This window comes from Amycolatopsis sp. NPDC102522 (assembly GCF_055584485.1).
Window position 1 is genome coordinate 1,242,113 of the sequence record NZ_JBVJLY010000001.1, and the last position, 13,486, is coordinate 1,255,598.

7 protein-coding genes are annotated in these 13,486 nt (G+C 64.2%); 5 read left to right on the forward strand and 2 right to left on the reverse strand.

Going from position 1 to position 13,486, the window contains the following annotated elements; all coding sequences use genetic code 11:
• The first annotated feature begins 91 nt into the window (after positions 1 to 91).
• The 4 genes from ACZ6YV_RS05670 to drmB are packed head-to-tail and all read left to right on the forward strand — an operon-like array spanning position 92 to position 11,810.
• Positions 92 to 4,840, forward strand: coding sequence for a DEAD/DEAH box helicase (locus ACZ6YV_RS05670; protein WP_465508466.1), 4,749 nt, complete (start codon positions 92 to 94; stop codon positions 4,838 to 4,840).
• Complete coding sequence (locus ACZ6YV_RS05675) at positions 4,840 to 6,735, forward strand: UvrD-helicase domain-containing protein (RefSeq protein ID WP_465508467.1); 1,896 nt, start codon at positions 4,840 to 4,842, stop codon at positions 6,733 to 6,735. The genes ACZ6YV_RS05670 and ACZ6YV_RS05675 overlap by 1 nt, the downstream gene beginning before the upstream one ends.
• Positions 6,732 to 9,950, forward strand: coding sequence for a helicase-related protein (locus tag ACZ6YV_RS05680; RefSeq protein WP_465508468.1), 3,219 nt, complete (start codon positions 6,732 to 6,734; stop codon positions 9,948 to 9,950). Before ACZ6YV_RS05675 ends, ACZ6YV_RS05680 begins: the two co-directional genes overlap by 4 nt.
• Positions 9,951 to 9,959: 9 nt before the next feature.
• A complete protein-coding gene (gene drmB / locus ACZ6YV_RS05685; protein WP_465508469.1) occupies positions 9,960 to 11,810 on the forward strand; it encodes a DrmB family protein in 1,851 nt (616 codons plus the stop codon).
• A gap of 4 nt (positions 11,811 to 11,814) precedes the next feature.
• Here drmB and ACZ6YV_RS05690 read toward each other — a convergent pair whose 3' ends face one another.
• On the reverse strand, positions 11,815 to 12,195 hold the full coding sequence (locus ACZ6YV_RS05690) for a very short patch repair endonuclease (RefSeq protein WP_465508551.1): 381 nt from the start codon (positions 12,193 to 12,195) through the stop codon (positions 11,815 to 11,817).
• 32 nt (positions 12,196 to 12,227) lie between these two features.
• Positions 12,228 to 12,539, reverse strand: a complete 312-nt coding sequence (locus tag ACZ6YV_RS05695) for a hypothetical protein (RefSeq protein ID WP_465508470.1) — start codon at positions 12,537 to 12,539, stop codon at positions 12,228 to 12,230.
• 113 nt (positions 12,540 to 12,652) lie between these two features.
• Here ACZ6YV_RS05695 and ACZ6YV_RS05700 point away from each other — a divergent pair, with 113 nt between their 5' ends.
• Entirely contained in the window at positions 12,653 to 13,486 is an 834-nt protein-coding gene (locus tag ACZ6YV_RS05700) for a GIY-YIG nuclease family protein (RefSeq protein WP_465508552.1), read from the forward strand.

Below are 13,486 nucleotides of genomic sequence, written 5' to 3' on the forward strand. Positions count from 1 at the left end.
CAGTACGCCGCGCATTCGCTCGAATCCCGATCTGCTCAGGAACAAGAAGGACAGTGGCCGTGAACCTGTCCATCGAAGGAGTGAAGACGCAGTGACGATCGACCGTGCGGGCCCCGTGCTCGCCACGATCGCCAGACTCGACGGTCTGGCACTGAGGACCTATGCGCTCGACCCCGATCGCATCAAGGAGGACGCCAACGCCGAACGTCGTATCCACCAAGGCGGCTACGGGGAACGCCAGGTGTACGAGCTGGTGCAGAACGGCGCGGACGAGATGCGGGCGCCCGAACATCGGGACGGCACGATCCAGGTCGTTCTCACCGGAACCCACATGTACTGCGCGAACGACGGTGCGCCCATTTCCGAGCAGGGAGCGGACACCATCCTGCGCATGGGGGTGTCGCAGAAGAGCGGCGGTCAGATCGGCCGCTTCGGCGTCGGCGTGAAGTCGGTGCTGACCGTGACCAGTACGCCGCAGTTCTTCAGCCGGTCCGGATCGTTCGGGTTCGATGCGGAGCGCTCCGCCCAGGAGATCCTCAAGGTCGTCAACGACGAGCGGGCGGCGAACGGCGAGCAACTGCTCGAAACGGTGGGCGACACCCCGGTGCTGAGGCTGGCCTGGCCTCTGGACGAGGAGCATGAACGCTCACTCGACCCCGTCCTCGACGAGCTGATGAGTTCCGAGGCGGCGACCGTCGTCCGGTTGCCGCTGGTGCCCGGCGTCGATGATCTGCTCGGCAAGGACATCGTCGAGTTCCCTCGCCCGTTCCAGGTGTTCTCGCACCACGTCCACCGGATGGTGCTCGAGGATCGTCGGGAGTTGCCGGTCGTCCGTCGTGAAATCACCGTCGAGCACGACGGTGTACGGCACGTGATCCACGAGGCTCGTGGTGGCCGGAAATCACGCTCGGAGCAGTACCGCGTGTTCGCCCGGTCCCATCAGGTCAGCGAGCGCACGCGACTCGGCGCGGGCGAACTGCACGACCGGGTCGTGATCGACATGTCCTGGGCTGTTCCGGAGTACTCGGTCACGACGAACGACCGCGGACAGACCGTGTGTCAGGTGCCGCACGAGAGGGGAGAGTTCTGGGCCTCCTTCCCGACCGAGTACGCGACGACACTCAGCGGCGTCGTCAATGCCGCGTGGAAGACCAACGAAGATCGACAGCACCTCCTGTCCGGCAGCGACCTCAACCTCGAGCTGCTCGATGGCGCCGCCGACCTCGTGCTCTCCTCACTGCCGGATCTGGTGGTCGCGGAAGACCCTGCTGCGTACTTGCCGCTGCTGCCGGGACGTGCCAAGGAGTCGCCGAACTGGGCGTGTGAGCACCTGACCGAGAAGGTCTGGGCACTTGCCGCGGTCCGGCCTTCACTTCCCGATCAGGACGGGGTCCTGCGCAAACCCGCCGATCTGCGCGTTCATCCGGAGTTGAGCCAAGCGGTGCTGATGCTGTGGGCCGACTATCCCGGCAGGCCGACGAACTGGCTGCACAGGTCGGCGGACATCAGCGGATTGCGCCGGGGAAAGGTGAATCACGTCCTCGCGGCGGCTGGTGCGGAGCCGGAGAGTGTCGTCGCCTGGCTGGAGGCTCTTGTCGAGGACGGAACGCCGGAGGCTTCCGCCGCCGCCATCCGGATCGTGGCGCACTTCGACGAACTCGCCGCCGAAGACTCCAAGGTCGCGGCCGCGGCGCGGACGGCCAAGATCGTGCTGACCGAAGGCGGTGGGTTCGTCGCACCGACAGCCGGCCGCGTCTTCCGCATCAACGGTGAAGACGGTCTCTCGGATGACCTGGTGTACGTGGATCACAGGATCTCCGGTGACCCGGAGATCCTGCGTGACCTCGACCGACTCGGCATCCGTGAAGCTGACGCCGAAGGACGCTTTCGCAGCGTCCTCGACCAGGGGTTCTCCGGCTACGGTGCAGAACAGTGGACTCGGTTCTGGGAGCTGTTCCGCATCGCGGGCGGAGTGGACCTCGTGAGCGTGGTCCAAGACAAGTCGGCCGGGCTCCGGGTGATGACCGTGGCCGGGGTGTTCCGTCCGATCGAGGTCTGCCTCCTGCCGGGACCGGTCGTGCCGGAGGACGGCTCGCGTGACGCCCGCATGGCCGTGGACGTCCGGTTCCACACCGACGACTTGGCCGCCCTGCGGGAGCTCGGCATGACGGACCGGCCGACCCCCGGCCATCGGCCGCCGCGAAACGGCTGGTTCGAGGAGTACCACCAGTGGGCACACGGTGAGTACTGCCGGGAACTGAAGGCGACTGCGAGCAGGGTGCAGCTTCAGACGGTCGGTTTGACCGGCCCGCCGATCGCCGGACCACTGCACCTGTTCCACAGGCTGTCCGACGAAGGCAAGGCCGCGTTCCTGTCCGCGATGCCCGACGAGGGCTTGGTCGAATACTGGACGAGGCAGATCGGCACCAAGGTGAGCACCAGGGTGCGTGTGCTGTCGCCGGTCAACTGGCTGCTGCGAACCCACGGGATGGTCGAGACCTCGACGGGACTGGTCGCCGTGAGCGAAGCGGTCGGTCCCCAGCTGAGCGAGTTCGCGTCGGCGCTCCCCGTCGCGGAGATCAGCCCGGACCAGGCTCGACGGTTGGGGATGGTCGTGTCCGTCGACGACCTGGAGCCGTGGCGGTGGTCCCAGTTCCTCGGACGGGTGCGGGCGAGCACTGACGACAGGTTCGTCGGTCACGCGTATGCCCTGCTCTCGCGGTACGCCTCCGATCTCGTCGAGGGAGAAGAGACCATGCGCTGCCAAGTCGGCCAGGCGTGGGAGCTGCGGCCGCGTGGTGACATCGCGGTGGCCACGACCGAAGTCGAGTACGCCGAGCTTGTCCAGGAGTGCCATCCCGCTGTGCTGGTGGACTTCCCGGAGCAACTCGACCAGGTCGAGTTCATGGTCCGTGAGCTCGGCATGCGCCGGGTGGCCGATGTCGTCGAGAAGCGCCTGCGCGCGGTCTACAGCAGGCCTGCCACCTTGATGAGCGACGAATACCCGCCGCTTCGGCAGCGTCTGGGTGCGATGGCGGTCCAGGGACTGCGGCTGCAGTGGTGCAGTGAGCTCGAGGAGATGACCAGGACCCCTCAAGGCACGCGGACCGCCGCGCTGAGGAGTGCCCGGCAGGACAACACGGTGCTCGTTCCGGAAGACACGTCTTCCGAGGACGTTCTCGTCTTGGCAGACAAGGAATTCGGTTGGGACCTCGGCGTCGCCGGGTGCCAGAGAGTCCTCGAGGCACACCGCGATCAGCAAAAGAACAGTGCTGTCCAAGCACGCCTGGCGACGATCCGGGAAAGCGACAGTCTGGTCGAGAAGATCGTTCTCCTGGTGGGAGAGGACAACCTGCGCGAAGGGCTGCCGACTGGGCTGGTCGCGAGTGAAGAGTCGGAAACGGGGCGAGAGCCGGACGGCCACAGGCTGGCTCAGATGGCGTACAACGCGCACGACGACGGTGTGCTCCGGGTGCACGCGAGGGACATCGCCGAACGGTTCGAGACCGCTCCGACGCATTTCGACGGCGGTCCTGCGGCGCTGCGGTTCGTGACCGATCTCGGACTTCCCGACTCTTTCGCCGGTGTTCGGATCCCCGCTCCTCCCATGCGAGAGGAGGCCGACGGTCCGACGGCGTTCCCGGAGCTGCACGACTACCAGGAGGTACTCGCGGCCCGACTGACCGACTTGCTGCGGACAGCGGTGCCGAAGCGTGGAATGCTGAGTTTGCCGACGGCGGCGGGGAAGACCCGTGTCGCGGCCGAGGGAGCGATCCGATGGGTCCGGGAGGACGGTGTCCCGGAGGGGCCGATCCTGTGGGTCGCGCAGACCAACGAACTCTGTGAGCAGGCTGTTCAGTCCTGGAAGCACGTCTGGGAGAGGGTCGGTCCGGAACGGTCGCTGGTCATCGATCGCCTGTGGACGACGAACTCCGCGACGCCCGTGACCGGGCGGCCGCACCTTGTCGTCGCGACGGACGCGAAGCTGCGGAACTGTTTGGGCACGGACGAATACGCCTGGCTGCGCAACGCTTCGATCGTTTTCGTCGATGAAGCTCATGTGGCGATTTCCCGCGAGTACACGTCTCTCTTCGAGCACCTCGGTCTCACCCATCGTGAGACCGCGCGGCACCTCGTGGGCTTGACTGCGACGCCGTACCGCAACGACGCGGAGTTGACGAGGCGTTTGGTGCAGAGGTTCGGCAACATGCGGCTGGACGACGGGATCTTCTCCGGCGAGCCGATTCTCAGTCTGCAGGATCGCGGTGTGCTCGCTCGGGTCGAGCACCGCGAGCTGTCCGGCGCGAACATCCTGCTGGACCCGGGCGAGTTGGGCGGTATCAAGGGATTTCTTCCCCGAAGTGCGGAGCAACGCCTCGCCGAAGACGACGCCCGCAACAAGCTTCTCCTGGAGGAGATCACGGCTCTGCCGGAGGACTGGCCGGTCCTCGTGTTCGCGACCTCGGTCGGCCATGCCAAGTTCCTGGCAGCCAAGCTCGGCGACCGAGGTGTCCGATCCGCTGCGATCGACTCCGCCACGCCGACGCCGGAGCGGCGTCAGCGAATCGAGTCGTTCCGGAAGGGGCGGATCCGGGTTCTCACCAACTACGGCGTTCTGTCCCAAGGATTCGACGCGCCGGCGACCCGTGCCGTCGTCATCGCCCGGCCCGTGTACAGCCCCAACGACTATCAGCAGATGATCGGGCGAGGGTTGCGTGGTACCCGCAACGGCGGCAAGGACAGCTGCCTCATCCTCGATGTGCGTGACAACATCACGAACTTCCACCAGGACCTCGCGTTCACGAAGTTCGAGTATCTCTGGCAGAAGGGACATCAGTGATGGAGCAGGGGGAGGTCGGATTCACACTCACGCCTGCCCAGCGACGTGTGATCACCAGCGCACGGGACGCCAAATTGCTGGTCCCGGCGCAGGCGGGGGCGGGCAAGACCACCACGCTGGTCCACCGGGTCGAACACCTGATGAAGGCCGAGGGAGTCGGGGCTTCGGAGATCCTGATCTGGACGTTTTCCCGTGCTGCCGCTCGGGTCCTCCGCGGCCGGACAGGGCGGAACGCGGTCACCGGCAGACGGGTGCGTATCCAGACTTTCGACAGCTGGGCGTCGTCGCTTCTGTCCGAAGTGGGCTACCCGCCCGAACAGCTGGCAAGGGCGACGTTCGACGAGCGGATCGAGCTGGCCAGACAGGAGATCCTGGACGGTGCCGTCGAGAAGACCGAGCGCGGTAAGCCCGCTCACGTCATCATCGACGAGGTGCAGGATCTTGTCGGGCTGCGGCGCGACATGGTCGAAAGCTTTCTCGATCATTTCACGGACATCGGTTTCACCGTCGTCGGTGACACAGCCCAGTCGATCTACGGCTTTCAGGTGGCAGACCCGCGAGAGCGGGCGGACGAGACGGGCTACTTCTTCAGCTGGGTGCGTGGTTCCTTCGGGGATGAAGTCCACGAAGTGGTGCTCGACGACAACTTCCGTGCCCGTACCGTCGAGGCGCGGGTGGCGCTGCCGCACGGAGCGCACTTGTGGAACGATCACGAGGCGGTAGCCCGTCTCCCGCAGCTCCGATCTTGCCTCGCCGCCCTTCCGCTCTTCGGAAGGTTCGATACACCCTTCGCACAGGATTCCTTGCGGTACTTCGACGGGACGACGGCGATTCTGTGCCGTGACAACGCCCAGGTCCTCCTGATGGCCGAACAGCTGGTGAAGCTCGGGATACCGCACCACATCCAGAGGTCACCCAGGTCGGGCGCCGCGCCTGTCTGGGTGGCGGGGTTGATCGACGCCACAGGCATGGCGACGGTGAATCAGGAACGGTTCGAAGAGCTGTTGCCCGAGCTCAGGGTGCCCGGAAATCTCGACGTCGCCGAAACGTGGCGTACGTTGAGGACAGTCGCGGGAGCTGCTCGTAACCGACTCGACCCGGAAGCCTTGCGCAGGGCGACAGCCGACGGCAGACTGCCGGACGAACTGACGGCGTTGCCGTCCCGGTCGATCGTGGTGTCCACGGTTCATCGAGCCAAAGGACTGGAGTTCGACCGCGTACTGATCACAGGCTTCTCCGCCAAAGCGCAGCGCACGAACGACGAGACCGACCCGGCGGCCGATGCGCGGCTCCTGTACGTCGCCATGACACGTCCTCGCGACGATCTGTTTCGCGTCGAAGACCCCAACACCTGGGCATTGCGCAAAGGGGATCAGCTTTACAAGCCGATCGCGCGTTGGTTCGTGGCCGGCCGCGACAGGTGGGTCCGTGCGGGTATCGAGAGCTTCGAGACCGACGTGTGCCACGAGATCCCCGCAGGCGTACAGGGGCCGGGAACGGATCCGGTGGCTGCACAGAAGTACTTGCTCGATTCCGTTCGACCGGGGAGCCTGGTGAGTCTCGAAAGGCTTCACGACCTGCCACCGTCGGCCACCGAAACGCCGCCGTACGGGATCTTCCACGAGGGCATGCCCATCGGTGAGATTTCGAGAAGCTTCCGACATGACCTGTGGCGTCTGCTCAAGCAATCGGCCGGCTTTCGCGTGGAGCGCTGGCCGTGTCGGATCACCGGCCTGCAGATCGATTGCGTCGAGACGGTCGTCGGTCTCGTCGCCCTCACCGAACGCCACGGCCTCGGTGACCGCGGCGTATGGCTCGCTCCTCGTTTGTGCGGCCTCGGCCGATTCGACTGGACCCACGCCGAGCGACTCCCGGAAGGGCATGACCACTCGTGACCGCCTACCGCCACGCGGCGCACTATTCGCTGCGCACCGAACTTCGTGCCGCCCTGCGAGCAGACCTGCTCGGTCCGCAGGGAGGTGCGGAAGAGGTCCTGGCTTCCGATGCCCCCGTCACGGCGTACCCCATCGGAGTCCTGTTCCCGCAAATCGAAGAGTCGGACCAGCCTGCCGAAGAGGACGGGGTGGACACGCCGCCGGACATCGTCCGGGGGGATGACCCGGAACAGGGCGAAACCGACCTCGGGATCGCGCTGGCCAACCAGCGGAAACCATCGTCGATGGGCATGACGTTCGGAGTCGATGCCGACGTCGCGACTGTCGTGTACGCGAAGGTCCGAGTCGCGACGTATATACCCGAGGACGAAGACGGCAGGGTTGTCGAGCCGCATCGCGGCGAGGCTCGCAGCACCAAGGAGCAGCGGGAACGCTGGCGTCGTTTCCCTGCCGAGTTCGGCCCGGTGGAGATCGACGTCACGAAGCCCGGAATGCCCGAAAAAAAGCTCGGCAATGGACTGGAGTTGCGCACACTGGTCCGGCCTGCCGACGTCAACGGCGTGGTGTCCGTGACCGTGACCCTGGTCAATACGCGGCGTGTGGGTGTCTACGCCCTGCAGGACGCGGATTGTTTCTTCCAGCCGGAGCTGGAGGTGTTCAGCACGGGGGGAACGCGACCGTTCGTCGAGCGAAAGGCTTCCCTCGAAGCGGTCGACGACGACCATGCGTTGAGTCGGTTGTTGCATCGGCACGCGCCCAATTTCGCGACCGGGCACGGCTGCTCGGTCGCCTGGGATTGGACGGCTCCGCCGTTCCGGACTCCCATGCCCGCGCGTGCCGCGGTTTCGTCCGTCCGGACGGAGTTCATGCCCAGCCATGAGGTGTTGCTGACCGACTCGAACCCGGATATCGACGCCGAAGCACTCGGGATGCACCGGCTCGGACACGGAAGTGTCGAAGAAGTAGGTGAGGCTCTCGGCAGCCTGCTTGACGGGTACTCGAACTGGATCGAGGACCGTCGACAGGAGATGCTCGAGCTGGAGGGGACGGAATACGACAACGTCGCACGAGGGCAGATCGAGTTCTGCTCGCGAGCACTGGAACGCATGCGGCGCGGAGTCGCGTTGCTGGAGGACCCCGAACAGCCGCTGGCTTTCGAGGCGTTTCGTCTGGCCAATCAGGCGATGAGCCGCCAACGCGGCCGGGCGGACTGGATCGAAAAGGGGCGAGCGGGTTCGCCGGACCCCAAGGCGGGCCGGTGGCGCCCGTTCCAGATCGCGTTCATGTTGCTCTGCCTGGAAGGCATTGTCGATCCGGACCACGAGGACCGGGAGATCGCCGACTTGTTGTGGTTCCCGACCGGTGGTGGCAAGACCGAGGCATATCTCGGTCTTGTGGCGTTCACCGTCTTCCTCCGTCGCCTCCGCGACGGCGAGCACGGTGAAGGCGTGACCGTGTTGATGCGCTACACCCTTCGCTTGCTGACACTCCAACAGTTCGAGCGAGCAGCGGCGTTGATCTGCGCCATGGAGCGGGTTCGTGCCGAACGGAACGAGGGCGACCTCGGCACCACTCCCGTGTCGATCGGAATGTGGGTGGGGAAGTCGGCGACTCCGAACAAGCTCGACAGGGCCCAGGCCAGGCTGGACGAGCTACGGGCAAAGCCGGACAAGCCGCTGCAGAAGGAAAACCCGGTTCAGCTCCACTCCTGTCCGTGGTGTGGAGAACCCTTGAGCGCCAACGATTACCAGGTCCGTTCGCGATCGGTTCGCATGATCGTCCGTTGTCCGCACGGCGATTGCGAGTTCAACAGCGAGGCGGGCTTGCCTGTGCATCTCGTGGACGAGGCCGTGTACGACGCTCATCCGACACTCGTCATCGCCACCGTGGACAAGTTCGCCTCGATGCCGTGGAGGCCGGAAACGGCTGCCCTGTTCAACCGGGACCTCGGTACCGAGATGCGGAAGCCGGAGCTGATCGTCCAAGACGAGCTTCACCTCATTTCAGGGCCTCTCGGCACTCTCACCGGTCTCTACGAGACGGCTGTGGACGTCTTGGCCGACCGGCCCAAGGTCGTCGCTTCGACCGCTACGATCAGACGCGCGTCCGGGCAGGTGGGAGCGTTGTTCGACCGGAAGTTGGCCCAGTTCCCGCCCGCGGGTCTCGACGCACGGGACTCGTGGTTCGCGGTGGAGACTCCGCGGGCGGACAAGTCGTCACGTCGCTACATCGGATTGCTCACGCCGGCCACGAGCCAGGCGACGTTGCTCGTCAGGACCTACGCGGCACTGTTCCACGCCGTGTGGCGCACCACGGCCGATCCCGCGGTGCGTGATGCCTATTGGACGCTCGTCGGATACTTCAACAGTCTGCGACTCCTTTCGGCGGCCGAACTGCAGGTACTCGACGATGTGCAGGACCGGCTGGAGCTGCTGGCCAAGCGGGACGGTTCGAACAAGGCGCGAACCATGGAGGCTCACATCGAACTGAGCAGTCGCGCGGATTCGAGTGCCGTCCCCCACTATCTGAAACTGCTGAAGCGTGCGTGGCCGGCGAAGTCGGTCCTGGACTTCCTGCTGGCGACGAACATGATCTCCGTCGGGGTCGACATCGACCGGCTCGGGCTCATGGCTGTCATGGGGCAACCACAGACGACGGCCGAGTACATCCAGGCGACGAGTCGGGTCGGTCGCCTGCACCCTGGCCTTATCGCCGTCATGCTCAACTCGGCGCGTTCGAGAGACCGATCCCATTACGAGAACTTCCCGGGCTTCCATTCGGCTCTCTATCGCGAGGTGGAGTCGACGAGCGTGACACCCTTCTCGGCCCGGGCCCGCGACCGTGGCTTCCACGCGGTTGTCGTCGCACTCACCCGGCTGACGATCACGAAGGCGGCTCCCAACGAAGCGGCTGCCGACATCGAGTCGTTCCTGTCCGAGATCAACTCGAAGGTGCGACCCGCGATACTCCAACGAGTCGAGTCGGTCGATCGCAAGGAGTCGAGGGCGACGGAAGAGTGCTTCGACGAGTTCATCACCTGGTGGCGTGAGAAAGCAGAGGCCGAGCCGGGCCTGGTGTACGAGGCCAAGCGGGGAACCCGGCAGCCCTCACTGCTGAAGAGCTTTGACAGTGGCGAAGACGACAGGAGCTGGGACACGCTCTGGAGTCTTCGTGACGTCGATGCCGAGTCGACACTCTTTCTCGAGAAACGGTAGGGACGAACGATGACTCCTCCTCCATCCTCCAGAGGCCGTGGCTCCGGTGGTCCAGCGCACCCGCGGGCGCGCAAACTCGGTGCGGTGCGGCGTTCTCAGCTCGTCACCACTTACGGAATCGGAGCGATGATCGCGGTCGACAACGAGTCGTTCATCGTCTCCGGGATCGACTCCTGGAATATCGACGACGCACCGAAGATCGAGGAAGGCAGGCTCGCGAGCGTGCTCCCCGGTGTCGCGTTCTTTCGCTTGCCGCCCGCACCTGACCCCGAGTACGGGGTCGACGGTGTCCGGGTACGGCGATTCCCCGAGTTCTACTCGTGCTCGGATTGCAGTGCCCTCAGGCCCTACAAGGATTTCAATTGCCTGCCGGGACGCGCTCGCTGTCCCGACTGCGAGGAAGACCTGGTTCCCTCGCGATTCATTCTCGCGTGCGATGACGGACATATCGATGATTTCCCCTACTGGAAGTGGGTGCATCGGGGCAACGCGTTGCAGAGCGGCTTCTGCGGTGGGAAACTGGCGCTGAAGACGGAAGGCAGCGCCGCGTCTCTCCGATCTGTTGTCGTGAGCTGCTCGTGTGGCGTTCCGAGTGTTTCGATGGAGGGCGCGTTCCGCGTCAAAGCGCTGAAAGACCTGGGAATTCGCTGCGAGGGGCGTCGTCCGTGGCTCGGCGGGGCCAAGCCGCAGCCGTGTGCCCGCCACCCTCGGACCATGCAGCGAGGTTCCTCGTCGGCATGGCATCCGGTGATGCGAAGCGCATTGTCGATCCCGCCGTGGGGCGAGGGTGTCCACAGACTGCTCGAGCGGGAAAGGTTGATCGGAGATTCGGAAAGTGAAATCCGAAGGTACTTCGAGAAGTGGCCCGAGTACCTCAAGCAGGCGAAAACGAACCTCGACGAGGTGGTGGCCGTCGCTCGTGAAATAGCTGACAAAAAAGCGTCGAGCGGGATGGAAGTCGGATCGGAGGACCTTTACGTCGACCTGCGAAAGCAGGAATACGAACGTCTGCGCCACGGAAATCCGGAGCGACATTCCGCCGAGTGGCAGGATTTCATCTGCGAGCGAGCGGAAGGCGATCTTGCCCCGGTGCATGAACTGGGCATCGCCGAAAGCATGTTGGTGAAGCGCTTGCGTGAAGTTCGTGCGTTGCAAGGATTCACTCGTGGTGTTGCTCCTTTGGAAAGCGAACCCGATCAGCGACTTGCCGCACTGCACCAGTCCCAGGACATCAACTGGTTGCCTGCGATCGAGGTCAAGGGAGAGGGGGTGTTCCTCAGGTTCGACGAGGAACGGTTGCGGAAGTGGGAGATCAAGCCCGAGGTGGTCAGGCAAGTCGAGCAGATGCGGTTGAATCATCTCGCGCGTCTCCGCGAGCGAATATCAGCGGACTCGACGACGAAGACACCCGAATCACCTGTGTCTCCCCGTTTCGTGCTGCTCCACACGTTGGCACACATCCTGATCAACGAGTGGAGTCTCGACGGCGGCTACCCTGCGTCCGCTCTGAGGGAGCGCCTGTACGCGAGTGAGTCGATGGCCGGAATCCTTCTTTACACTGCGACCAGTGACTCCGCGGGCAGCCTCGGAGGCATTGTCGCTCAGGGGGACCCGAAGAGTCTGACCGAAACGCTGCGGTCCGCACTCGCTCGTGCTTCGTGGTGTTCGAACGACCCCCTGTGCATGGAGTCCGGGGCCAGCGGCGCAGACAGTGTCAATCTCGCGGCCTGTCATGCATGTGTGTTGCTGCCCGAAACGAGTTGCGAGCTGAACAACAGCTTCCTGGATCGCACGTTGCTCACCGGTGCGCCCGGCGGAGAGGTGCCTGGATACTTCCAGCACATCTCCCTGATGAATTGAGGTTTCAGCCCGGCCGCCTGTCGAGCACGATTTCGTGCACGCGGGCGGCCGCGGCTTCGACTGCTTCGTGTTCCCATACCCGAACGGCAAGCCATCCCGCTTCGGCAAGGCGCGTGTCGGTGTCGAGGTCACGTCGGCGATTGGTTTCGATCTTCGTACGCCAAAAATCGGCGTTGTTCTTCGGCCACGTCGCGTGCTCCGGACAGCCATGCCAGAAGCAGCCGTCCACGAAGACCGCGACCTTTGCGGGCCCGAACACGATGTCGGCTTCCCGGCGTACACCCTTCACGGGCCTGCGGTGGACGCGGTAACGCAACCCTCGGGAGAACAGGGCTTTGCGCAGTTCCGTCTCGATTCGAGTGTTGCGAGAGCGCTGTTTGCTCATCCTGGCGCGAACGCCCGTCGATGCCTTCAGCTTCACGGGTTCATACTCGCAACGCCCTGTTCGAGTTGGCCGGCGGGTTCCCGAAGACGCTGGTCAAGGTCTGCTGATCCGCCAGCCCACCGGATCAGCGCCACATGCGACGCTCCCAGGCAGGCCATGGCAGTAGCCCGCACCCGAAACTCCTCCTCAGGCGAAGGACAGCCGAGGGCCGCGACGATCGCGTCGGCCGGTGCGCGCTGATGGCCGACCTGTCGCAGCAGGTGGCCAGACCACGCCATCACCTCGAGCATGTCGAGCAGGTTCTCGGCAACGTCGAGCCTGCGGCAGCCCATCTGTTCGACCAAGTTCTGGAGGGAGCGGGGCACGCGGCCGGAACCCAAGCGTTGTATCGGAGGCGGCACGGGAACTCTTTTTTCAGCGGTCAAAAGGGTCGAAGAGCGATAGGATGTGTGTCGTGATGAACCAGGCCTTTCCCATCGCCAGCGCGGAGTTCAAGTTGAGCATCACGCGTGCCCTTGCCGACCAGCTTGCCGAAGCACTCGATTCTCTTCAGCCTGTCCCCTTGACAGAGGAAAACCTGAAGACGATTAGCGAGCGTCCAGGCGTCTACCAGCTATACCTGGAGGCGGACCTGGTCTACGTCGGGAAGTCGAGCACGAACCTCCAAGAGAGACTGCGTAACCATCTGCGAAAGTTGTCCGGACGTGTTCGTGTGGACCCGTCAGACGTGGGCTTCCTGTGTCTGTACGTCGACGAAGACCTTGAAGCCGCAGCGCCCGAAAAGCTCTTGATCAAAAAATATCGAGAAAACGAAGAGGTTCCATGGAACACCAATGGTTTCGGAAATAAGGATCCGGGGCGCAATCGGGATAATTCAATCGTCAAAGAAGGTCATTTCGACGCACTTTTTCCGGTGGACCTAGACAAGATTGTTGATAACGTTAGGCGTGGAAGGCAGCCGTTCGCGTCATATATCTCCTCATTGAAGACAAATCTCCCGTATTTGCTAAGGTATGCGAAGGAGCTGGAGCGCCTGATCGGGGAATGGATCGATGTCCCAGTCGAGGCTAAGACCGCCAGACAGTTGATCGAAGCGGCGGTGGCGGGCCTCCCGGAGGGATGGCAAGCGACCGCCCTGCCGGGATACGTGATCTTGTATCGGGAGGACTCGTCGTACAAGAGTTCCCTAGCGTCTTGGCGAAAGGAAGCTGGCGTTGTCTTGGAACTGCCCGGTGAGCATGTCTTCGGCGCCGAAGCACCGTCGATCTTCGAAGAAGCCGCCGAGGAATAA

What these genes read in the sequence shown, in the direction of transcription:
- ACZ6YV_RS05690 (WP_465508551.1), bottom strand. Translation starts at nt 12,195, where the DNA reads ATGAGCAAACAGCGCTCTCGCAACACTCGAATCGAGACGGAACTGCGC.
- ACZ6YV_RS05675 (WP_465508467.1), top strand. Translation starts at nt 4,840, where the DNA reads ATGGAGCAGGGGGAGGTCGGATTCACACTCACGCCTGCCCAGCGACGT.
- ACZ6YV_RS05700 (WP_465508552.1), top strand. Translation starts at nt 12,653, where the DNA reads ATGAACCAGGCCTTTCCCATCGCCAGCGCGGAGTTCAAGTTGAGCATC.
- drmB (WP_465508469.1), top strand. Translation starts at nt 9,960, where the DNA reads ATGACTCCTCCTCCATCCTCCAGAGGCCGTGGCTCCGGTGGTCCAGCG.